This window comes from Runella salmonicolor (genome assembly GCF_024158025.1).
In the GTDB taxonomy this organism is placed as follows: Bacteria; Bacteroidota; Bacteroidia; order Cytophagales; family Spirosomataceae; genus Runella; species Runella salmonicolor.
This window is the reverse complement of the sequence record NZ_JAMZEL010000004.1, coordinates 1-24,482: the sequence shown is the minus strand read 5'-3', so window position 1 is coordinate 24,482 and position 24,482 is coordinate 1. Positions and strand designations below refer to the sequence as shown.

Genomic DNA, 24,482 nt, shown 5'->3' with positions numbered 1-24,482 from the left:
GATGCCGTATGCGTCTCTACAAAACAATCACAAACGTGGTACCTTTACCTACTTCCGAGGTCACACTGAGCTGACCGCCGTGCTGTTGCATAATTTGACGAGAAAGGCTGAGACCAATACCTGAGCCCGTTTTTTTGGTGGTATAAAAAGGAATAAAAATCCGCTCCAAGGCTTCTGGCTCAATGCCAAGGCCGTTGTCGGCCACCTCAATGTACACGCGCTGATTCATGTCAGAATAGGCACGTATCGTCAACAGCGCATTAGCATGTCCCTGTAAAGCTTCGATAGCATTTTTGATGAGATTAATCAACACCTGTTCGATTTGGTCAACATCGGCCGTGATGACAAGGCTCTCAGGCACAATCGTTAAGGTAGTTTTGATAAATGCTTCCTGCAAACTTTTTTGAAACAATTGCAGCACCCCGCTGAGTAGCTCACGGGCGGGTATTTCTACAAAGGTAGGTTTTGGTAAGGTAGTAAAATCACGGTAGGCATTCACAAACTGGATGATTCCTGCGCTGCGTTTTTCCAGCGTTTGCAGCGCCTCCGTCAAGTCCTGCACCCCTTCATTGTCGGGCGCAACGGGCGCGATGTCGAGTTGCACAATTTCCTTCATCGTTCCTACCAGCGACAGTATCGGTGTGAGCGAATTCATGATTTCGTGACGCAACACCCGCGTTAGATTTTGCCAAGCTTCAATCTCCTTCTGTTGCAATTCTGACTGAATATTTTGCAAAACCAAAATCCGTAACACCTTACCTCTCAGCTGAATCTGCGTAGCCTGCACCGACAAAGACTCATCGTCGGAGGTCTGATAAAGTTGGCGTACACCCGTACGAAGCGTGGCTATCAACGTAAAAAGCTGCGGGTGCGGTTCCTGTAAATCTTCCAGCTGACGCAGCCGATAAATTCCCAACATCTTGAGTGCGGCGCTGTTGACCAGCTCCACCCGGCCATCGCTGCCAAAGCTAATCAGGCCCGTACTGATGTGCTGAACGATGGTATTCAAGTACTGAAGATTGGCTTCTTTTTCGGCCCGGGCCACACGAAATGCCTCCAAAACTTCATTGAACTGCTGATTGATTTCTCGAAAACTTTCACCCATTTTATCATCTGAGCGAAACTTTACGGCAAAATCTGAATACCGAACGGACTCAAAAAAGCGCGCCAGTTTCCGGTTTGTACTTGTGGCATAATAATACAACTGAAATACCGCAATGGCACTCATAAACGCCATCAATGCCGACAATATCCACTGCTCATCAGGAACAAAGTAAAACAACCCTCCCAAACTAAGCGTCAGCCAAAACACCCTCCACAAAATGCCGATTGAGAAGTGTTTCATAGCCCGTATTTTTCCATTCTACGGTACAATGCCTGCCGCGAAAGACCCAACTCCTTGGCCACTTCGGTGATGTTGCCGTTGTATTTTTTCATTGCTTTTACAATCAACTGTTTTTCCATTTCTTCCAACTGGTAAGTTTCGGTAAACTGTGAGGTTTCGGTAAACGCATTCTGGAAAAAATCTTCGGGTTGCAACGTGTTTTGTTGGGTCAAAATAACGGCTCGCTCCACCGCACTGCGGAGTTCGCGCACGTTGCCCGGCCAATGATAACGTTGCAATTGCTTAATCAGAGCCGCACTTAGGGCCGTCACCACGCGTTTGTATTGATGACGGTACTGTTTGAGGAAAAGCTCCGTCAACGGCACAATGTCTTCAGGACGCTCCCGCAATGGCGGAATACGCAACTCAATGGTATTGATGCGGTAAAGCAAATCCTGACGAAAAGTCCGGTCAGCCACCATTTGGCCGATGGGTTGATTGGTGGCACAAATGATCCGGACGTCTATTTGTTTGGTTTTGTTGGAACCCACCCGCGTTACCGTTCGGTTTTGCAACACGGTCAGGAGTTTGGCCTGCATGGGCAGGGATAAATTGCCGATTTCATCTAAGAACAACGTTCCTCCGTGGGCCTCTTCAAACCGCCCCGCGCGGTCTTCTTTGGCATCGGTAAAAGCCCCTTTGACGTGACCAAATAGCTCACTTTCAAACAAACTTTCGGGAATTGCCCCTAAATCTACGATAACGAAAGGTTTATCGGCGCGATTGGATTTTTGGTGAATAAGTTGGGCCAAGTCGCTTTTTCCAGTTCCGTTTTCTCCCAACACCAGTACCGTCGCATCCGTCACCGCAACACGCTCGGCAGTGGCATACAGCTGCTGCATAATGGCGCTGGAAGCCACAAAAGTTGGCTGCGACATCGGCTTCCCAGACGTCGGTTTATTGGCCGACGCCACTGGACTACCGCCCACTTTGGCTTTATTTTCCTCCCTTTTGCGCACCGCCGCCTGCATAGTAGCCAGCAGCTTATCGTTTTCCCATGGTTTCAAAACAAAGTCCATGGCCCCCGCTTTCATGGCCCGCACGGCCATTTCTACGTCACCAAACGCAGTAAAAAGGACCACAACCGCCAGCGGGTCAATGTCTAAAATACGGTCCAACCAATCAAAACCTTCTTTGCCGCTGATAACGTCACGGGTGAAGTTCATATCCAACAAAATAGCGTCGTAATTGCCGTTGGTGACTAAGAAGGGAATACGCTGGGGATTTTTTTCAATATCCACTTGACTGAAATGCCGTTTGAGGAGCAATTTGGCAGCACTCAAAACGTCGACATCATCGTCAACAATTAATACTTTGGCGGTGAGCATTTGAAATATTTGTAAATGAGCTAATTGGTAATTTTGGTAAAATACAACTCTTTTGACGGTATGTATAAATTTACCCAATAAGAGTGCCAAAATACAAAATACCTCATTATCAACCATTAAGATAAAGTACACTTTTTATTCTTGTCCAATGGCGTACAACCCATGTCCGTTTTCGGACAATTTTAAAATTCACAGGCAACACCAATTCATTCATAACCAATAACTTATGTTTCCGGCACGGGTATTGGCAGAATACTAAACAGACACATACAGCCATTAAAAAATGAAGCAGTAAGGAGTCGAAAAGAAATCAACTCCTTACTGCATTTTAAGAAAGTACTCATTCATCAATCAGCATAGTAACAATGGAAGTTAAGAATCCGATCATCGGCCAAAACAACAACCCTCAGGGCACCATGGACCGCGTACGTAAAAAGAAATTTTGGAATACCCAGCGCATTGCCATTTTTGCAGGGAGCAGTGCTTTGATTGCCTTTATTGTGTATCAATTATTTTTCTCCGATAAACGCTCCAAACTCAATGTAGAAGCTGAAAAACTCACCGTATCCAGTGTTTCGACGGGCTCTTTTGATGAGTTTATTGTAGTGACTGGCGTAGTGCAGCCCCTCAAAATCATTCGTTTGGACGCCATCGTGGGCGGGTATGTTCGGGAAAAAATCGTGGAAGGCGGCAGCATGGTGACCCAAGGCCAAGTGCTCTTAAAACTAGAAAACCAAAACCTCAAACTCAACTTCCTACAATCAGAAACAGAGGCCAGCCGATTGGTGAATGACCTCCAAAATACCCGTCAACAATTGAAAGTAGCACGTTTTAATATCCGTCGGACGTTAAACGAACTAGAATTTAAAATTGACCAAGCCAAAGATATTTACGAACGTAATCAGAAATTATTCAAAGACAAGGTGATTCCTGAATCTGATTTTCTGCGTTCAAAACGTGATTACGAACTGTTGGTAAAACAAAAAGAAATCGAAACTGAATCGCAAATCTATCAGGAAGAAAACGCCAAAATGCAGATTGGCCAATTGGAAGGAACGCTTTTGCGGACCCAACGCAACGTAGACCTGTGGCGCCAAACCCTCGATAACCTCGTGGTGAAAGCGCCCGTTGGTGGATTGCTTTCTTCAATAGATGTAGAAGTAGGTTCAAACATCAGCCAAGGCCAAAACATCGGGCAGATTGACGACCTCAACGGTTTCAAAATGCGCGTTGCAATTGATGAACACTATGTATCGCGGATTTTTGTCGGATTGGGCGGAAGTTTTGAATTTAATGGAAAAGAAAACCCGCTGACCATTACGCGCATCTATCCCGAAGTAAAAAACGGACGTTTTGAAGTAGATATGAGTTTTCCGAAAGGCACACCCGAAGGCATCAAACGCGGACAATCCACACCGATTCGCCTAGAATTAGGCAAAGCCGAAAAAGCGGTACTATTGCCAGTAGGCGGGTTTTTCTCCGATACGGGCGGCAACTGGGTGTATGTGCTAGACAACAGCGGCAAACGCGCCATCAAGCGCAACATCACGCTGGGACGCAAAAACCCTGAATATTATGAAGTACTAGAAGGGCTGCAAACGGGTGAAAAAGTAATCACCAGCAGCTACGCAAACTTTGGCGACAAAGAAGTGCTTGAATTGAAATAACGGAAAACGGAGTTAAGGAAGAACGGAACACGAAAAGCAAGAACACAGAATTATCGGTTAAGAAAATTGGGTTTCTCTGACTTTAATCAAGTTCCTAAGCATAGACGATATATGTCGGCTTTTGTCCAGCAAAACTTCCCCTAGTTCGTTATCAATGATACCAATGCCTATTGCTATATAGATTTGAGTTCTCAATTCACCAGCAGAACCTTTGGAAACCCTTAAAAAACGTATGAATTCTTTATTATATTCTCTTTCAAAACCTTCTGCAATATTGGAGGGAATAGATACAGATGAACGTTGCATTTGGTCACGAAGTCCATAATCTTTACAGTCTGCAAGGGTCTTGTAAACATCTATTGCTAAAGCAAATCCCATTTTCCAAACTGTTAAATCTTCAAATTTTTGAATAGCGGCCATTTTAATTAATTGATAATGTGAAAAAGTAACGCAAAATAGTGAAATCCGTGTTCCTTTTTCCGATTTTCCATTTTCCAAAATAACACAATGATAAAAACAGCTAACCTCCAGAAAATCTTCACCACCGAAGAAGTGGAAACAACAGCCTTGAACGGAATTGATTTGGAAGTAAAAGACGGCGAATTTGTCGCCATCATGGGTCCTTCTGGTTGCGGCAAATCTACGTTGCTCAACATCCTGGGCCTCTTAGACAACCCCAGCGAAGGCAGCTATGACTTCCACGGGACCGAGGTGGCAAAACTGTCGGAACGTCAACGGGCACAATTGCGTAAAGGAAACATCGGGTTTGTGTTCCAGAGCTTTAACCTCATCGACGAGCTGACCGTGTATGAAAACGTGGAGCTTCCGCTGCTTTACCTCAAAGTACCCGCCGACCAACGCAAAGAAATGGTTGAAACGGTATTGACCCGCATGAACATCATGCACCGCCGCAATCACTTTCCACAACAACTCTCGGGGGGGCAGCAACAACGTACCGCTATTGCCCGTGCGGTGGTAGCCAAGCCCAAATTAATCCTTGCGGATGAGCCCACGGGAAACTTAGACTCCGCCAACGGCGAAGAAGTAATGAAGCTGCTCTCCCAACTCAACGACGAAGGCACGAGTATCATCATGGTAACTCACTCGCCGTATGACGCAGGTTTTGCCCACCGAATCGTCAATCTTTTTGATGGTAAAGTGGTGACTGAGAAAATGCGCGTATAAACACATATTCACCCATATAAGTAGTGCGTGAAGGCATTGGGCAATGGTCCTCTGCCTTTTCCGCTATGCCCAAAATCCATACAGCCATGTTAAGCAATTACCTCACCATCGCCTTCCGCAATTTGTGGAAAAACAAAGTTTATAGTTTTATCAACATCATGGGGCTGGCGCTAGGCATGGCCTGCAGCCTGATGATTATGTTGTGGGTACAAGACGAAACGGCTATGGATGCCTTTCATGAAAACGGCACGCGTCTTTATCGGGTAATGGAAAACCAGTATTATTCGGGCAAAATCGAAACCTACCCTTCAACGCCGGGGCTTCTGGCCGAAAACATTGTAAAAGACATTCCCGAAATCGAAAAGGCCAGCCAAATGCTGTGGGAAGAGCAGCCGCTTTTTACCGTAGGCACTACTTTCGACAAAGAAAAGGGCCGCTATGTACAAGGGGATTTTCTGACGATGTTCAGTTTTAAACTGGAGCAAGGCGATGCCCGAACCGCCCTAAAACGCCCCGATGGAGTAGTTATATCCAAAAAACTCGCCCAAAAGTATTTTCCTAATCAAAACCCTCTGGGCAAATCTATCCGTATTGACGGCAAAGAAGACGTGATGGTTACGGGGATTTTGAAAGACATTCCTAAAAACTCATCACTAAAATTTGACTTTTTGATGAGCTTCGACCGCTGGCTCAAAAACAATCCATGGGCCAAAGAATGGGGCAATAACGGGCCGCGCTGTTACGTGATGTTGACCAAAAACGCATCATTAGACAAAGTAAATGCCAAAATCAAGGGCTACATCAAGACCAAAAACAAAGACAGCAACGTCGAAATATTCTTGCAATCGTATCAGGAATCGTACCTTTATTCCAACTGGGATTCGGGCAAACAAAACGGCGGACGGATTGATTATGTGCGTATTTTTTCCATCGTTGCCATCGTAATTTTATTGATTGCGTGCATCAATTTCATGAATTTGGCCACGGCCCGCTCCGTCAAACGCGCCAAAGAAGTGGGCGTTCGCAAGGTGATTGGCGCGGTCAAGGGCATTCTGATTGGGCAATTTATGGGCGAAGCCATACTGATTGCATTTTGTGCGCTACTCTTTTCTATTTTGTTGGTTTTTTTACTCCTGCCCACTTTTAACCTTCTGACCGAAAAAGAGCTGTCGCTCAACTTTACCGACCCAAGTTTTCTAGTGGTTTTGGTGAGTCTAACGTTGATAACGGGCTTAGTGGCGGGCAGCTACCCTGCGTTGTTTATGTCATCGCTCAATCCCGTTGTGGTGTTGAAAGGCTCCCTGAAATTTAAGCCGAGCGCCACGTATTTTCGAAAAGGGCTGGTGGTTTTTCAGTTTGCCTTGTCGATTACGCTCATTCTGGGCATGATTATCGTTCACGAACAAATCAATTATTTACGAACCAAAAACGCTGGTTATGACCGCGAAAACCTTCTTTATATGCCATTGGAAGGGGATTTGCAGAAAAACTTCGCCTCGTTCAAACAAGAACTTCAACATCAGCCTGGTATTAAATCAGTCACCTGCTCCCAATCAGACCCGCTGGAAGTTGGCTCTTCGACACAAGGCGTAAAATGGCCCGGAAAAGACACAACCCAGTTATTGCTTTTTGCCAACAACGCCATTTCGTACGACTACATCAAAACGATGGGTATTCAACTGATTGGCGGGCGGGATTTCAGCGACCAATACGGAACCGACACCACCAACTATATCATCAACGAAGCCAGCGCCAAGAAAATGGGCTACAAAGACCCCGTCGGCAAAGAAATGACCATGTGGAACCGCAAAGGAACCATCGTCGGACTGATGAAAGATTTTCATTACAACACGCTTCACTCAGCCATCGAGCCGTTGATTTTGCGCTTGCAGCCCAAAACCGAGAATTGGGGCGTCGTCATCATCCGCGCCGAAGGCGGCAAAACTCCTGATGCTATTGCCAATACCGAAAAAGTGTTCAAGAAGTTTAACCCTAATTTTCCATTCAAATACTTTTTTGCCGACCAAGAATACGCCAATCAGTACAAAAGCGAAAATGTGGTCAATAAGCTATCCAATTACTTTGCGTTTTTGGCCATTTTTATTTCGTGTCTGGGGTTATTTGGTTTGGCTTCTTTTACGGCGGAGCAACGCACCAAAGAAATAGGCGTACGTAAAGTGCTGGGCGCAAGTGTATCCAATCTGGTAGGAATGTTGTCGCTGGATTTTATCAAATTAGTGCTGCTGGCTACGCTCATCGCGTTTCCAGTGGCGTGGTACTTCCTCAAAAATTGGCTCGAAAAATACGCTTATCGCATCGACATAGAATGGTGGTATTTTGCCATTGCGGCGCTTTCGGCGATAGCGATTGCCCTGCTGACCGTCAGTTACCAAGCCGTTCGAGCGTCGTTGATGAACCCCGTAAAATCGCTAAAAACGGAATAAAAGTAAGCGTCAGCTCTATGCTGTTCAGTTTCGTACAATAAGTGTACGATTTCGGACAAATCAATTTACAAAAAACAGCTTTTTTGAGTTCTACCAGGCTTTTTTGGGGCTGGCAAGCAATTTGTCCTACTAAAGCTTAATTCCCTTCTGCAACCCTCTATACAGCCCGACCATGATCCGAAACTACCTTAAAATTGCCCTTCGAAACCTTGCTAAAAATAAGGTCTATTCTTTCATCAATATCGGCGGTTTGGCGGTAGGGATGGCCGTAGCGATGCTCATCGGTTTGTGGATTTATGATGAATTGTCTTACGACAAGTATCATCAAAACTACGACCGTTTGGCGCAGGTAATGCAGCACCAAACTTTCAACGGACACAAAGGAACAGAGCGCTCTATTCCGATGCCTTTGGTAACCGAACTCCGCACCAAATACGGCAGCGATTTTAAGCATCTAGCCATGGCCACTTGGGAAGGCGGCCGAATTTTAACTTTTGGTGAGACCAAAATCACTCGTTCGGGCAATTACATGGATGTGGATATTCCTAAAATGCTCTCGTTGAAAATGCAGAAAGGAACCTATGATGGTTTAAAAGAGCTCAACTCCGTTTTGCTCTCGGCATCCACGGCCAAGGCGCTTTTCGGGAGCATCGACCCTATGGGTAAATTTATCAAAATTGACAACAAGCTCGACGTAAAAGTGACGGGAATCTATGAGGACTTACCATTTAATACGCAGTTTCGGGAGCTGAACTTCATTGCACCCTGGAAACTTTACGTTTCTTCCCAAAAATGGGTGCAGCGAGCGCTCGACGAAAATCAATGGGGCAACAATTCGTTTCAGCTTTATGCCCAAATCACGGACAATGCTGACATGGACAAATTGAGCGCCAAAATCAAAAATGTCAAATGGGACAAAGTGGATGCCGAGGAGAAAAAATTTAAAGCCGAAATCTTCCTGCATCCCATGAGCGATTGGCACCTACGCTCCAACTTTGATGAAGGCATCAAAACGGGCGGTTTTATCCAATACGTGTGGCTGTTTGCCATTGTCGGAGGGTTTGTATTGCTGCTTGCGTGTATCAATTTTATGAATTTGAGCACGGCCCGCTCCGAAAAACGCGCTAAGGAAGTAGGTATCCGGAAAGCCGTAGGCTCAGTTCGCGCTCAGTTGATCAATCAGTTTTTCAGTGAATCCTTTTTAGTAGTTACGTTTGCGTTTATCGGAGCCGTGGCGTTCATATTGGCCCTGTTGCCTTGGTTCAACGAAGTCAGTGACAAGAAAATGGTTTTTCCCTGGACAGAGCCTATCTTTTGGTTCATCAGCCTTGGCTTTATTTTTATCACGGGTCTGCTGGCAGGAAGCTATCCCGCATTATATTTATCTTCTTTCCAACCTATCCGAGTGCTGAAAGGCACCTTCAAAGCGGGCCGTTTTGCGGCCGTGCCGCGCAAAGTGTTAGTGGTGGTTCAGTTTACGGTTTCTGTCACATTGATTACGGGTACTATCATCGTCTATCGCCAGATTCAACACACCAAAAACCGCCCCATGGGGTATGATAACGACGGGCTAATCATGATGCAGATGATGTCGCCTGATTTTTACGGAAAATATGATGTGCTGCGAACTGAGCTGAAAAATGCGGGTGCCATTGTTGAAATGACCGAATCTTCCAGTCCATTAACGGGCGTTTGGTCCAACAACGGCGGGTTCGACTGGAAAGGCAAAGACCCGAGTCTGCAAGCGGAGTTTGCCACGATTTGGGTCACGCACGATTTTGGAAAAACAGTAGGCTGGCAATTCAAGGAAGGACGCGATTTTTCAAGGCAGTTTTCGACCGATACGGCAGCGATTGTCATCAATGAAGCCGCCGTCAAATTTATGGGTCTTAAAAATCCTGTTGGGACGGTTGTGCAGTGGGGCAGCGGAAAAGAAGCCGAAAAGTTTACCATCGTGGGTGTCATCAAAGATATGCTCATGGAATCGCCCTACGAACCCGTCAAGCAGACTATTTACCTCATGGATTACGAAAACGTCAACTGGATGACGCTCAAACTCAATCCCAATAAAAGTGCCAGTGAATCCATCGCCAAAATTGAAGCAACCTACAAAAAACTCATTCCGTCGGCTCCTTTCGAATACAAATTTGTCAATGAGGAATTTGGTAAAAAGTTTGTGTCAGAAGAGCGCATCGGCAAATTGGCGGGCGGCTTTGCCGTATTGGCCGTTCTGATTTCATGTTTGGGCCTTTTTGGCTTGGCCTCGTTTACAGCCGAACAACGCACCAAAGAAATCGGCGTCCGGAAAGTATTGGGTGCGTCGGTGTTCAATTTGTGGGGATTGCTTTCCAAAGATTTTGTGGTTTTGGTCATCATTTCCTGCTTCATAGCCACGCCCATCGCCTATTATTATTTGAACGATTGGTTGCAAGACTATAAATACCATACAGACATCTCGTGGTGGGTTTTTGCGCTGGCGGGCGTAGGCGCGTTGGTAATTACGTTGTTGACGGTCAGCTATCAATCCATAAAAGCGGCACTCATGAATCCAGTGAAGTCATTGAAGTCGGAGTAAAATTGGAACAAGGAGAAAAGGGAACACGGAGAAGGTACGTTTTCCGTGTTCCGCTACTCTGGTTTCTTTTTCTGTGTTTCCTCTTTTCTTACATAAAAATTATGCTACGAAACTACCTAAAAATCGCTGTCCGAAATCTTGTTAAAAACAAGGTGTATTCTTTCATCAACATTGTGGGATTATCGGCTGGGATGGCCGTGGCAATACTCATCGGGCTTTGGATGTGGGATGAATTGTCGTACAACAAATATCACCAAAACTACGAAAAAATTGTGCGGGTCATGCAACACGTGACCAACAACGGCGAAGTGCAAACGTGGCCCAATACACCGCTTCCTTTGGCCGAAGAACTCCGCAAAAGTTACGGGAGCGACTTTAAGCACGTGACGGTGGCGAAAGATGCATACAGTATTTTGTCATACGGCGAGAAAAAATTCAGTAAGAAAGGTGCTTATTTTGAACCTCAAGTCACCGAAATGCTAACGTTGAAAATGCTGAAAGGGACGAGAAACGGCCTCAAAAACCCCAACGCTATCCTGCTGTCTGAATCTGTAGCTAAGGCATTTTTTGGGGAAGCCGACCCTTTGGATAAAATCATGAAAATGGATAACCAAACGGATGTAAAAGTTACAGGTGTTTATGAAGATTTGCCTCATAATTCTGAATTTCATGACATAACATTTATAGCTCCGTGGCAATTATATTATAACAACAATGAGTGGGTTAGAACAATGGCCGACCCATGGCGGCCCAATGCGTTTCATATTTATGCTCAACTCATTCCAAACGCGGATTTAGCCACCGTTTCTCACAAAATTAAAGACGCCAAACTCAACAAAGTCAGCAAAGAATTGGCCAAGAAGAAACCAGAGGTTTTTCTGCATCCCATGAGCAAATGGCATTTGTATTCTGACTTTAAGAATGGCGTCAACGTTGGCGGGAAAATCCAATATGTGTGGTTGTTTGGCATCAGCGGGCTATTCGTGCTGTTGTTAGCCTGCATCAATTTCATGAATTTGAGCACGGCACGCTCCGAAAAACGTGCCAAAGAAGTAGGCATCCGAAAAGCAGTAGGCTCGGTTCGTGCCCAAATTGTCTACCAGTTCTTTTTTGAATCCCTCTTCATGGTGTTCTTTTCCTTTGGGTTTGCCTTGCTTTTCGCGCAGCTCATGCTACCTTTTTTCAACAATGTGGCCGACAAAACCATGGCGCTCCCATGGAGCAATCCATCATTCTGGATGGTAGGCTTAGGTTTCAGTTTGCTTTGCGGACTGGTGTCGGGTAGCTATCCCGCTTTTTATTTGTCTTCGTTTCAGCCCCTAAAAATCTTAAAGGGCACCTTCCGCGCAGGCCGTTGGGCAGCTTTACCACGTCAGGTGCTAGTAACGATACAATTTACGGTTTCGGTGACGTTGATTATTGGTACCATCATTGTTTTTCGTCAGGTAAAATTTGCCCAAAATCGCCCGATGGGTTACAACAGCAATGGTTTAGTGACTTTGCCCATGTACACTTCCGAAATTCATACCCATTTTGACGCCGTAAAAAAAGAATTGACAAAATCAGGGGCAATTATCGACATGGCCGAAGCTGGAAGCCCCCCCACGGAGAATTACTCAAGCACCAGTACGATTGAATGGAAAGACAAAGATCCGAATCTATCTGTTGATTTTCAGACAATAGCCATTTCGTTTGACTATGGCCGAACCATCGGCTGGTCGTTCAAAGAAGGGCGTGATTTCTCCAAAGAATTTTCTACCGACTCCTCGGGGTTGATTTTGAACGAAGCGGCCGTAAAATTTATGGGTTTGAAGAATCCAGTAGGCGAAACCATTAAGTGGTACGGAACTTCTAACAAAGTAATCGGCGTGGTGAAAGACATGATTGTACAATCTCCTTTTCAACAGGTAAAACCCTCAATTTATCATTTGACCACGGAGCCTGGCGGGGTTATGATTGCAAAAATCAACCCCTTGTCAAGTGCTGGCAAAGCCTTGAGCGAGGTAGAAACGGTTTTCAAAAAATTTAATCCTTCCCAACCCTTTGAATATCAGTTTGTGGATGAAGAATATGCCAAAAAATTCGACAATGAAGAACGTATTGGCCAATTAGTCACTTTTTTTGCCATTCTTGCCATTTTTATCAGTTGCTTGGGAATCTTTGGACTGGCCTCGTTTATCGCCGAACAACGTACCAAAGAAATCGGTATTCGCAAAGTATTGGGTGCATCGGTGACCAATCTGTGGCAAATGCTCTCCAAAGATTTTGTTATTTTGGTCATCATTTCTTGCGTTATTTCCGCACCCATTGCCTATTATTTTTTACAAGAATGGTTACAAAAATACACCTATCGCACTGAGATTTCAGGATGGATTTTTGCAGTGGCAGGTTTTGGGGCGTTAGTCATTACACTCCTGACCGTCAGTTTTCAGGCCATTAAGGCGGCGTTGATGAATCCAGTGAAGAGTTTAAAAACGGAGTAAAAGAGAGTTTAGAGGTGATAGTTAGACGGGGTCTGACTATCTATCGTCTGACCTTTTGCTCTTTGTCCACTGCGGGACAATGTTTGTCCGTAAACGGACAGATAATACTTGATATAATTTACAAAAAACGCCTTCAATCGACCCTGAAGGCGTTTTTTATGTCTTGGCAAACTATTTGTACGATAAAATAGAAACTAATCATTGTAGGTATGCGCCGCACTTATTTAGGTGAATTTGAAGAAATGGTTTTGCTCATGGTAGCCATCCTTGACGGCGAAGCCTACGGCGTTACAGTCAGTCAGGCGTTGGAGGAGCATACAGGTCGGGTTGTAACTTTTGGCACGGTACACAATACGCTTATTCGACTGGAAGAAAAAGGGTTTGTGAGTTCTCAACTCGGCGGGGCCACCAACGAGCGCGGCGGAAGGCGCAAACGGATATTTCAGGCAACCGCTTTAGGCAATCGTGCTTTGCAAGAAATTCAACAACTCCGCCACGAACTCTGGCAAATGATGCCTCCCACCAAACTTAGGCTTACTGGAATATGAAAGCAAATAAACTCCATCCTCCCCACTGGCCCCGACGCGTTTTGCGGTGGTTTCATCCCGCCGAAACCCTCGAAGAAGTCGAAGGTGATTTGGATGAACTATACGCCTATTGGTATCGGCGAGCGGGAAAACGACAGGCAACTTGGCGCTATGTGCTCAATGTCGTCTCGGTGCTTCCCCCTTTTGTAAAACAACGTCAACCCAAAAATGAATACCATCAGCCATCATTAATTCAGCCCTCTATGTTTCGTAATTATCTAACCATCACCCTGCGCACCTTGGCGCACAACAAGGTGTATTCAGCCATCAATGTCATTGGTTTGAGTATCGGCTTGGCCGCCGCCATGCTGATTATGCTATACACCAAAGATGAGGTCAGTTTTGACCAATTTCACGCCAATAATCCTCACATTTATCGGGTAACGAGCAAATCCATCACGCCCGAGGGCGTAGAAAGTCTTACTGGCAATACTGGGCACTTTCAAGGCCCCAAGTTCGGCGCTGGTGTTCCCGAAATACGCGCTTTTGTACGTTATAAAGGCGACCGCAGCGATATTAAGAAAGGAACAGAAATCAAAAGCTATGAATCTTTTGTGGCTGACAGCAGTTTCTTCTCCATTTTCTCGTTCCCTCTGCTAAGCGGCAATCCCACCACGGCGCTCATAGCGCCTAAATCAGTGGTGATTTCGGAAAAAATGGCCGAGCAACATTTCGGAACAAAGGATGCTTTAGGAAAAACCCTCCTCGTAAAGAATTCTTATGGCGACGGAAATGAATTTGTGCCTTATACCGTAACCGGTGTTTCAAAAAATTGCCCGCAAAACTCTTCTATCAAATTTGATGTGCTTTTTCCTAACGTGGTGAGTAAGGAAGAAATAGAGAGCAACGAAAACTGGTTCAATATTTTCCAGAACACCTTTGTTGTGCTTCAACCCAATGCCGACCTAAAAAAGGTTGAAGCAACCATGAACCGGATTTATCAGGCCGACGCCAAGGAAGCCATTAAGATGATTGCCGAGAAGTATGGGGATAAAAACAAAGTTGTTTATGCGTTGCAACCTTTTACCGAGATGCACCTGAGCAAAGACCTGCCAGCCCAAAACGGTTTACAAGACAGCAGCAATCCCATGTTTTCGTACATCCTGAGCGGCATTGCGCTTTTCATTTTAATCATTGCCTGCATTAATTTCGTGAATTTGACCGTGGCACGTTCGCTGAAACGCGCCAAAGAAATTGGCGTGCGTAAGGTAGTGGGCGGCGGCCGAGGACAGTTGATTATGCAATTTTTGGGTGAGTCGTTTATTCTGTGTTTTGCCGCTTTTGCCTTTGCTCTGGCCTTGCTGCAACTGGTACTACCAATCTTCAACGAGCTTTCCAACAAGGCACTTTCGTTTTCGTATCTGTTTGATTTCGAATTGGTATTGGGTTATATCGGCTTGTTTATCGCCACCGGTTTATTGGCTGGTTTTTATCCCGCGTTGGTTTTATCCAATTATAGTCCAGTGCAAACCCTCTACAGCCGCTTTAATCTTTCAGGCAAAAATTACCTTCAAAAGGGGTTGGTCGTTTTACAATTTTCACTGGCTTCGTTTTTGATTATTGCCACTTTGACGATTTATTCACAATTTAACTATCTGACCAACAAAGACTTGGGGTATAACGACAAAAACGTGATCACCATTGAAAAATCCCAAATGAGTCGCAACGAGGCAAAACTGTTAAAAGAAGAATTATTGAAAAGCCCGCATATTGTGGATGTAGCGCCAAAAAATGGCGGTAGTTGGGGAACCGTGGCGAAAGTAAACGGAGAAACTCAGCAAAGTTTTGCGTATGAAACTGTCGATGCTACCTATTTTTCACTTTTACAAATTCCCATCATCAAAGGGCGCAATTTTTCGGCTGATTTTCCTTCAGACTCTACCCAATCCATTTTGATTAATGAAACGTTTGCTAAAAAAGTCGGTTGGAAAAATCCGTTAGGACAAGTGGTCAATTTTTGGTACAGAGAAGGGGAAAAATATACCGTTATCGGTGTCGTAAAAGACCACCATTTTGAGTCATTGAACGACGAAATCAAACCGCAGCTGTTTACCATGAAACCCGGCAATCTATATGGCAAGGTATTCATCAAAATTAAACCTGGTACCGAGACCGCCAGTTTGGGACACGTAGAAAAAACCTATAAAAAGCTATTCCCCATCAACCCTTATGAGTATAAATTCATGGATGAAGAAAACATCAAACGGTACGAAGCGGAAGCCAAATGGAAGCAAATTATGCTTTTCGGCGCGATTCTGACCATTTTTATTTCCTGCATCGGTCTGTTTGGACTGGCTACGCTTTCGGCCGAGCGGCGCACCAAAGAAATCGGGATTCGTAAAGTACTGGGCGCTTCGGTGGCGAGCATCACAACATTGCTTTCGGCCGACTTTCTGAAACTCGTCAGTTTCTCCTTTATTTTCGCTTTTCCTGCGGCTTATTATGCCATCAAAGAATGGTTGCAAAATTATCCTTACCGCATTGACATCAGCGCATGGACGTTTGCAATCGCTGCCGCCTTATCCATTCTGATTGCTTTTTTCACCGTTAGTTTTCAATCCATTCGAGCCGCATTGGGTAATCCGGTGAAATCGTTGAAGACGGAGTAAAATTGGAGAAAGGGGTACAAGGAGAATGGAACACGGATTTCTTTCTCCTTATTCATTTATCGGGAATGGGTAAGATAGCTTTTGGAAGTGTTCATCTCCGAACAGTCAATGTCCGAAAATGGACATTGACTCCCTCAAAAAAATTATAACCTGCTCAAAATCAAGCCTATTTTTGCGTGGCATGAAGTGTGAAGTAAAGAAAGTACGTATTATCAACCTTTCGATTTATGCTACGTAATTACCTAAAAATCGCGCTACGCACACTTTGGAAAAATCGCCTCTTTACGGGCATCAACATCGTGGGAATGTCGGTGGGCATGGCTTGTGTGGTGGTTTTGGTGCTTTTTGCCCAAAAATGCCTCACGTTTGATACATTTCACGAAAAAAGTGACCGTATTTATTACGTTCAAACTGAATCTTCCAACGGCCAAAAATACGGACAAACCGTCTACCCGATTTTGGAGCAATTGCTGAAGGATTATCCTGAAATCGAAACAGGCACGCACGTTCAGACGTGGTATCGGCCGTGGATTCATTACGGCACCAAAGATGTGCAAGAGAGCACCGTTTTTGTAGACTCGACTTTCTTTCAGGTGTTTAGCTTTCCACTCAAATACGGCAACGCCGCCACCGCGCTCAAAGACCCAAACGCCCTGATAGTAAGCGAAAAGATAGCCCAAAATCTTTTTGGCGACATCGACCCTGTGGGCAAAACCGTTACCCTCGACGATACCGTTCAATTCAAAATTTCGGGCGTACTGGCCAAACTCCCCGCCAATTCTTCGCAGCAGTTTGACGTATTGATGCCCGCAAGCACGCTTACTTCCCTCCCCGGATTTAAGAGCAATGCCGACTGGTACAATACTTTTGCGCCCGTGTTTGTGCTGCTCAGAAAAGGAGCCAACAAAGACGCGCTAGAGGCTAAGTTGCCCCAATTGGTAAAAACCCATTTTGCGCCCGAATCCCGCAAACAAGTATTACGACTAAGTGCGTTCAAAAACTTTATTCATGATCAAAACCCTACGTTCAAAGGGCTGATTTATGGAGCCATTGCCATTGCGATTTTTCTGTTGTTAATCATCAGCATAAACCTCATAAATCTCACGATGGCATCGGCATTGCCCCGTATAAAAGAGGTGGCCGTAAAGCAAGTAGCAGGAGCGAGCAAACGCATCATTTTCAATCAATTCTGGACCGAATCGGGCATTGTGATGTTGATTTCCTCGTTTTTAGCCATGCTTTTTGCCATTTATTTTCTGATTCCATCTTTCAATCAGCTCCGCGACGGGCGTATGCAATTGGATATTTCGTTCGGCAATGATTACCCCACCATTTTAACCGTTTTCGGCATTTCCATGTTGATTGCCTTCATTGCTGGCACGTATCCGGCTTATTACCTCATGGCCTTGAAAACAGCCGAGGCCGTAAAAGGAAAAATTTCTGCTGACCCGCGCCGGGGCCGCCTGCGCCAAAATAGCCTCATTGTCTTGCAATTTGCCCTAGCCGTCGTGCTCATTGTGGCAACCATTGGGCTGCGGCAACAAATCAATTTTATGAAAACCGCCGATGTTGGTTACGACAAAAACAACGTGCTGGTTTTTAACACCGATTTGGCCTATCGCAACGAAAATGCCGCGCTTTCGGAAGGGAGGGCGATATTGGACGCACTGCGCCAAAACCCTCACGTGGTGTCGTTTACGGCTTCCGAACTTACGCCCGTGCAGTATTGGCAAAACTTCAATAACTATTTCCCCGAAGGCAACGAGGCCAAAAAAGTCATTTTACGTCACGTGAGCGGTACCGCTGGCTACTTTGAAACGTTTAAGATTCCGTTTATTGAAGGCCGTGGATTTTTGGACAATTCGGCCGATTCCGTCAATCACTCCGTCGTTATCAACGAAGCGGCCATGAAAGCCTTCGGTTGGACGAGCGCCGTGGGCAAACGCTTGCGTCAAAACAACAACGACCAGATTTATACGGTGATTGGTGTGACCAAAAATTTTCATTACCAAAGTCTCAAAGATGACGTTGAGCCGCTCCTACATTGGTACGCGGGCAAACAGCAACTCAGTAGCTTTTTAAGCGTACGCCTCACCGACGAATCCAAAGGTAAAGACCTGATAAGCAATCTTGAAGCCCGTTTTAAAAAGATTCCTTCACGGCGAACATTAAATCATTTTTACCTCAGCGATGAAGTGGCCAAATCTTACCAAGCCATCGACAACATCTGGCGCATGACCAGTTTTGTAACGATTCTTGCCATTTTGATTGCGTGTGCGGGAATTTTTGGGTTGATTTCGCTCGTGGCCAAGCAGCGTACCAAAGAAATTGGGGTCCGGAAAGTACTGGGGGCGAGCATCAGTAGCATTGCCACCATGCTTTCAGGAGATTTCTTAAAACTCGTCGGTCTTGCGCTACTTATCGGGCTGCCTATTTCGTACTGGCTAGGACACAAATTACTTCAGACCTTTGCTTATCGTACCGAAATCAAGTGGTGGTATTTGGCATTAGCGGCCATTGTGGCGCTGGGGATTGCACTGTTTTCGGTCAGTTTTCAAGCGATTAAAGCCGCCCTGAACAATCCCGTGGAAAGTTTAAAAACGGAATAAAATTTAGTTTACAAATGTACGCTCCGTTTTTCTTTCTCATTTCAGTTATAATGTATTTCAACAAAACACACAGCCATGATACGTAACTATTTTAAAATTGCCTGGCGGAACATCGCCCACAACCGCACTTTTTCAGCCATCAACATTCTCGGTCTTGCGCTAGGAATGGCCTGTAGTCTACTCATACTGCTTTGGGTACAGGACGAACTGAAAATGGATGCCTTCCACGCCAATGGACCGCAGTTGTACCACGTAATGGAGCGCCAATACTACGACGGCAAAGTTGATGCCGCCCCCAGTACTCCCGCCTTACTGGCCGACGAACTCAAGAAACAGTTTCCCGAAATCGTCCACGCAGCGGGGTTATCGTGGGAAAGTACCCACACTTTTTCGGTCGGTGAAAAACTCAACAAAGAAAAGGGGCGTTTTGCGGGGGCAGATTGGTTTAAGATATTTAGTCTACCCCTGCTTGAAGGTTCGGCCCAAACCGCCCTCACAGGGCCGACAAACATTGCTATTTCGCGAAAAATGGCGCAGAATTATTTCGGAAGCCCGCAAGCAGCCGTCGGCAAGAGTATTCGTATTGATAACAAAGCCGATTATTTGGTCACGGCCGTATTTGAAGATTTGCCCCAACATAGCTCCGAAAAATATGATTTCCTGCTCTCTTGGGATGATTTTATCAGGCGAAACGAATGGATGAAAGACTGGGGCAACAATGCCACCGCCACCCGAATCCAGCTACGCCCCGATGCCAAAGCCGAGGTAGTAGAGGCCAAAATGAAGTCATTTCTGAAGAAATACAACCCTAATTTAGGCAAACAAAACGTTGATATTCAATTGTTTCTTCAACCTTACCAAGACGCCTATCTCTATTCAAACTTCAAAGATGGGTATCAGGATGGAGGGCGTATTGAGTACGTTCGGCTGTTTGGCATTGTGGCCGTTTTTATCCTGTTGATTGCCTGTATTAATTTTATGAACCTTGCCACGGCCCGGTCACTCAAACGCGCCCGCGAAGTAGGCGTACGCAAAGTAGTGGGAGCCGTACGGGGGATATTGATTGGTCAGTTTGTGGGCGAAGCATTGCTCCTGACGTCCATGGCGCTGATTGTCGGGGTCACTTTATCGGGCCTCCTATTACCTACTTTTAATACATTAACCGAGAAAAATATTCAGTTGCCTTTTCACCAACTCTCGTTTTGGGGAACACTGCTTGGTTTGGTTTTGCTGACTGGAATCGTGGCAGGAAGCTACCCCGCGCTGTTTTTATCATCACTAAACCCCATCCGAGTACTCAAAGGCTCCGTCACCTTCGGGAAGGGGGCCCGGTTATTCCGTCAAGGGTTGGTGGTGTTTCAGTTTGTGCTATCAATGTTGCTCATCATCGGAACCATTGTTGTGTATCGGCAACTCGACTTCATTCAAACCAAAAATTTAGGCTACAACCGGGAGAATTTGATTTATTTATCGTCGGAGGGAGACTTACCTAAAAAGTATGACACATTTAAACAACAACTCCTACAAAGCCAAGGTATTCAGAGCATTACCTTCATGGATGGCACCCCTACCAATACCTTTGGCAGTACTAATAATGTAAAATGGCCCACCAAAGACCCCAACTCCAGCGTCAGCTTTCAGTTTTCTACCGTTGACTATGATTTTTCCAAAACCTTGAATGTAAAGTTGAAAGGGCGCGATTTTGGGAAAGACTTTGGCATGGATTCCGTGAGTTATTTGATTAACGAGGCCGCTGCCCGCCGGATTGGCTACAAAGACCCCATCGGGAAGCCACTAACGTTGTGGAACAAACCAGGGACCATCGTGGGCGTACTGGAAGATTTTCATCAAAATTCAATGCACGTGGCCATCGAACCGATGATTGTGAAACTCAGCCGTGATGCATCCAACAAAAATATCATTATTCGAACTCAGCCGGGCCAGACCAAACAAGCGCTGGCAAGCATTGAAAAAACGTGGCGTGAACTGAATCCAAAATTTCCGTTTACGTATCAGTTTGCCGATCAGCAGTTTCAGAATCTATACCGCAGCGAAATGACCATCGGCTCATTGACAAATTACTTTGCCTTTTTGGCCATTTTTATTTCCTGCCTCGGGCTGTTTGGCCTCGCTACCTTTACGGCCGAACAACGCACCAAAGAAATCGGGGTTCGTAAAGTATTGGGGGCATCGGTGCTGAATGTTACGGCACTTCTGTCCATAGATTTTCTCAAGTTAGTACTCATTTCCATCGTCATTGCTTCGCCGTTGGCTTCATGGCTCATGGATAAGTGGCTGCAAAATTTTGCGTATAAAACCACGGTAGAATGGTGGGTTTACGCACTCTCTGGCGCCTTAGCCATCTTAATTGCCCTCCTGACGGTGAGTTTTCAAAGCATCAAAGCCGCCTTGATGAATCCCGTGAAGAGTTTGAAAATAGAATAAACTCGCTGGTCGTCCACTAAATAAATCTTAACATTTTTTAACCGTCAATTCTTTTCTTTCTTCTGTACCTTGTAGCCGCAATTCATTACAAATCAGAGGAATGCTAAAGAACTACCTTAAAATCACCCTGCGAAATCTCCGCGCCAAGCGGGTATATACAACGCTGAATATCATTGGTCTGTCGGTTGGTATGGCAAGTGGTTTACTTATTTTTTTGTTTATAAGTCACCATGTGAGTACCGACCGACACCATCAAAAATTTGACCGTATCTACCGAATCGTCACCGACTTGCATCTGGAAGATGGTTCGGTAGAATACTATCCCGAAGCACCATTGCCTATGGCTAGGGCCTTTCGGGCCGATTTTCCGCAAATAGAGCAGGCCGCCTACTTAAAAATGAACCGTGAACTGACGGTCAGCGTACTACTCCCCAATCAATCGGCCCCAAAACGCTTTTTGGAACTCAATACCACCGCCCTTGTCGAAGGCGAATTGTTTGACATTTTGGATTATCAATGGTTCAAAGGCAACCCAAAAACCGCGCTTCGCGAACCCAACACAGTGGTGATTACGCAATCGTTGGCAAAAAAATATTTCGGCGCATTAGACCCTCTGGGTCGGACCATCAATTTAAACAATTTGGCCGAAGCCAAAATAACTGGCGTTTTGGCTGACCCTCCCAAAACGACCAACACCGATATTCAACTGTTTATTTCCGCAGCTACGTTACCGCGCCTTATTCCTGATTTTGACGTAAATGATTGGTGGTCGTTGAATTCAACAGACCGAGTTTATCTTACCCTCAAAAATCCGCTTTCTGCCGCAAGACTGGAAGCCGCACTTCCTGCACTTTCAAAAAAACATTTTGGCGAAAATGCCTCCGTTTTTCAATTCCATGTACAACCATTGGCCGATGTTCATTTTGATGTACAACGCATCGGAGGAAACCCAACCGTCAGGCCTTCTTTGCTTTGGTCATTGGGCACTATTGGCTTGTTTTTGGTCTTGATTGCCTGTATTAATTTTATCAATCTGGCCACGGCTCAAGCGCTCAGCCGTGGCAAAGAAATCGGAATTCGTAAAACGCTCGGTAGTACCAAACGTCAGATTAGAGGACAATTTTTACTCGAAACCACCCTCATTGTGCTAACCTCGGCTATACTTGCAGTGATTCTTGTCTTGATTTGTATTCCGATATTTAATCAATGGCTACCCAATGGCCCGATGTTTCAATTTACTCCCCAAGCCATTGGGTTTTTACTGTTGCTGGTAGGGCTTGTTACGGTATTGGCGGGCGGCTATCCTGCTTTTGTTTTGTCGGGTTTTAGTCCGTGGGCAGCGCTAAAAGGCCAGTTGATTAAGTCTAGCAAAAACTTATCGTTGCGAAAACTCCTGATTATGTTTCAGTTCGGAATTTGTCAGGCACTTTTGGTGGGAACCCTCGTCGTCACCCACCAAGTTCGTTATTTGCAGGACTCTGATTTAGGTTTTAGTAAAAACAATATTGTAGTTATCAATTTGCCCGACCCGTCCAAAACGGCCTTGGCAGCATTCAAAAATGACCTGCGACAATCGCCTTATGTACAATCCATAAGCGCATGTTACCGACCACCCGCGGCGGCCGTCATGAACGGCGGGTCGTTCAAATTTGGGGGAAAGAGCACTTGGGAGACATTCCCAATTCGGGAACGATTGGCTGATTCTGATTATCTGAAAACTTTTGATTTACACTTAGTTGCGGGTCGAAATATCACCGAGAGCGATACCATTCGGGAATATTTGGTCAATGAAGCACTACTCAAAAAGCTAAATATCAAAGACCCGCAACAGATTTTGGGCCGTAAAATGGAAACCTATCTGTCGCCAGTGGCTTTGCCAATTGTCGGTGTGGTTAAAGATTTTCACCTGCGCTCGCTCCACGAAACGATTCAGCCCTGTTTTATTGCCACTCAAACGGCCCGGTACAAAAAGGTTGGCGTTCAGATTGTGGGGCATCATCCCGAACAAATACTGCGATTTATTGAGCAATCGTGGCAAAAAAGCTATCCGAATGAGGTATTTACCTACGAATATTTAGATGAGCAATTGGCTAAATTCTACCAAACCGAAACGTTGATTTTTCAGGTGTCCGTCGTTTTTGCGGGCATCGCCATTTTGATCAGTTGCCTTGGCCTGTACGGATTAGTGTTGTTTACCATGACACAACGCACCAAAGAAATCGGTATTCGTAAAGTTCTCGGTGCTTCGGTGGCGGGTATTATTTCACTGCTTTCCACGGACTTTCTCAAATTGGTAGCCTCTGCCATCGTAGTTGCGTCGCCCTTGGCTTGGTATGCTATGAACCAATGGTTGCAGGATTTTGCGTATCATATTCAAATTGAGTGGTGGATGATTGGGCTGGCAGGCACCTTGTCTATCTTTATCACCCTCCTGACGGTGAGTTTCCAAAGCATCAAAGCCGCGCTAATGAACCCCGTGAAGAGTTTGAAGGTAGAATAAAAAAGTAATGGGCAAAAAGGAATAACTGATTTATTCTCTTTTGCCCATTCTCAATACTATTTTCTCTTCTGTCGGCTCATTTCTTTTTCAAGGTCTCCACATCTTTCATCAATTGTGTATAGGATTGTACCAATTCTTCATTTTGTTTTTGGAGTTTTTGGATGAGCTCTTGTTGCTCTTGAATGGCCTTAATGGCTACAACCGACAAGTGAGAATAATCTACGCCGTGCAGGTCAGCAATTTCGCCCGCCGCACCATTTGTCGTTGGCATTAATCTTACATCTACCACTTCGGGGAAAACCTCTTTTAATTCTTGGGCAATAAATCCAATGGATTCGGTAGCATTTGGGTTGCTGTCTATCATCTGGTACCGGGCGGGCCTAAGTCGCATGACTTGCTCCAACACGCTTTCTAAATTTTGAATATTCTTTTTCAATCGGCGGTCGCTTGTATCCGACCACCCACCATCAGTAGGCCGCATCCAACCTTTAGTAGCACCATTGTATTTTGCCATCAGACAGTCAGTTCCGTTATCTGTACTATACCTAAAGTATCAACACATCTTTAGTGATTTCTTTCGAGAGTAAATAACCTTGATATTGATCATAGAATCGCTGTAATCCAGTAAAGAAGTCAGTCGGTCCGGGTGGCCTCTGGCTTTGATAA

Annotated in this window: 14 protein-coding genes; 10 read left to right on the top strand and 4 right to left on the bottom strand. The window is 45.3% G+C overall.

Annotated elements, in window-relative coordinates; translation table 11 throughout:
• Positions 1-16: 16 nt before the first annotated feature.
• Both NCI00_RS11590 and NCI00_RS11585 read right to left on the bottom strand, forming a co-directional pair.
• A complete protein-coding gene (locus NCI00_RS11590) occupies positions 17-1,345 on the bottom strand; it encodes a sensor histidine kinase (RefSeq protein ID WP_253527647.1) in 1,329 nt (442 codons plus the stop codon).
• Positions 1,342-2,712, bottom strand: a complete 1,371-nt coding sequence (locus NCI00_RS11585) for a sigma-54-dependent transcriptional regulator (protein WP_253527644.1) — start codon at positions 2,710-2,712, stop codon at positions 1,342-1,344. The genes NCI00_RS11590 and NCI00_RS11585 overlap by 4 nt, the downstream gene beginning before the upstream one ends.
• Positions 2,713-3,128: 416 nt before the next feature.
• Between NCI00_RS11585 and NCI00_RS11580 the strand changes: the two genes are divergently transcribed.
• A complete protein-coding gene (locus tag NCI00_RS11580; RefSeq protein ID WP_166558810.1) occupies positions 3,129-4,379 on the top strand; it encodes an efflux RND transporter periplasmic adaptor subunit in 1,251 nt (416 codons plus the stop codon).
• Between the two features lie 57 nt (positions 4,380-4,436).
• Here the strand turns inward: NCI00_RS11580 and NCI00_RS11575 are convergent, their stop codons facing one another.
• Positions 4,437-4,799, bottom strand: coding sequence for a four helix bundle protein (locus tag NCI00_RS11575; protein ID WP_253527641.1), 363 nt, complete (start codon positions 4,797-4,799; stop codon positions 4,437-4,439).
• A gap of 87 nt (positions 4,800-4,886) precedes the next feature.
• On the opposite strand from NCI00_RS11575, the gene NCI00_RS11570 reads away from it, so the two are divergent.
• The 9 genes from NCI00_RS11570 to NCI00_RS11530 all read left to right on the top strand — a co-directional run bounded on the left by NCI00_RS11570 (position 4,887) and on the right by NCI00_RS11530 (position 23,816).
• Positions 4,887-5,564 (top strand): ABC transporter ATP-binding protein, encoded by a 678-nt coding sequence (locus NCI00_RS11570; RefSeq protein WP_013927702.1) that lies wholly within the window; start codon positions 4,887-4,889, stop codon positions 5,562-5,564.
• 86 nt (positions 5,565-5,650) lie between these two features.
• The gene (locus tag NCI00_RS11565) at positions 5,651-8,008 is read left to right on the top strand and encodes an ABC transporter permease (RefSeq protein WP_253527639.1); all 2,358 of its coding nucleotides are present in this window, start codon (positions 5,651-5,653) and stop codon (positions 8,006-8,008) included.
• Positions 8,009-8,180: 172 nt separating this feature from the next.
• Positions 8,181-10,583 carry an ABC transporter permease gene (locus NCI00_RS11560; RefSeq protein ID WP_253527637.1) on the top strand — a complete coding sequence of 801 codons (2,403 nt, stop codon included), beginning with the start codon at positions 8,181-8,183 and terminating at the stop codon, positions 10,581-10,583.
• A 101-nt stretch (positions 10,584-10,684) separates the two neighbouring features.
• Positions 10,685-13,066 (top strand): ABC transporter permease, encoded by a 2,382-nt coding sequence (locus NCI00_RS11555; RefSeq protein WP_253527635.1) that lies wholly within the window; start codon positions 10,685-10,687, stop codon positions 13,064-13,066.
• Positions 13,067-13,275: 209 nt separating this feature from the next.
• A complete protein-coding gene (locus tag NCI00_RS11550) occupies positions 13,276-13,614 on the top strand; it encodes a PadR family transcriptional regulator (protein ID WP_253527633.1) in 339 nt (112 codons plus the stop codon).
• On the top strand, positions 13,611-16,262 hold the full coding sequence (locus tag NCI00_RS11545) for an ABC transporter permease (protein WP_253527631.1): 2,652 nt from the start codon (positions 13,611-13,613) through the stop codon (positions 16,260-16,262). Before NCI00_RS11550 ends, NCI00_RS11545 begins: the two co-directional genes overlap by 4 nt.
• 227 nt (positions 16,263-16,489) lie before the next feature.
• A complete protein-coding gene (locus NCI00_RS11540; protein WP_253527629.1) occupies positions 16,490-18,871 on the top strand; it encodes an ABC transporter permease in 2,382 nt (793 codons plus the stop codon).
• 75 nt (positions 18,872-18,946) lie between these two features.
• Entirely contained in the window at positions 18,947-21,316 is a 2,370-nt protein-coding gene (locus NCI00_RS11535; RefSeq protein ID WP_253527626.1) for an ABC transporter permease, read from the top strand.
• Positions 21,317-21,416: 100 nt separating this feature from the next.
• The gene (locus NCI00_RS11530; RefSeq protein WP_253527623.1) at positions 21,417-23,816 is read left to right on the top strand and encodes an ABC transporter permease; all 2,400 of its coding nucleotides are present in this window, start codon (positions 21,417-21,419) and stop codon (positions 23,814-23,816) included.
• 76 nt (positions 23,817-23,892) lie between these two features.
• Here the strand turns inward: NCI00_RS11530 and NCI00_RS11525 are convergent, their stop codons facing one another.
• Positions 23,893-24,330, bottom strand: coding sequence for a tail fiber domain-containing protein (locus NCI00_RS11525; RefSeq protein WP_253527620.1), 438 nt, complete (start codon positions 24,328-24,330; stop codon positions 23,893-23,895).
• Positions 24,331-24,482: the final 152 nt, after the last annotated feature.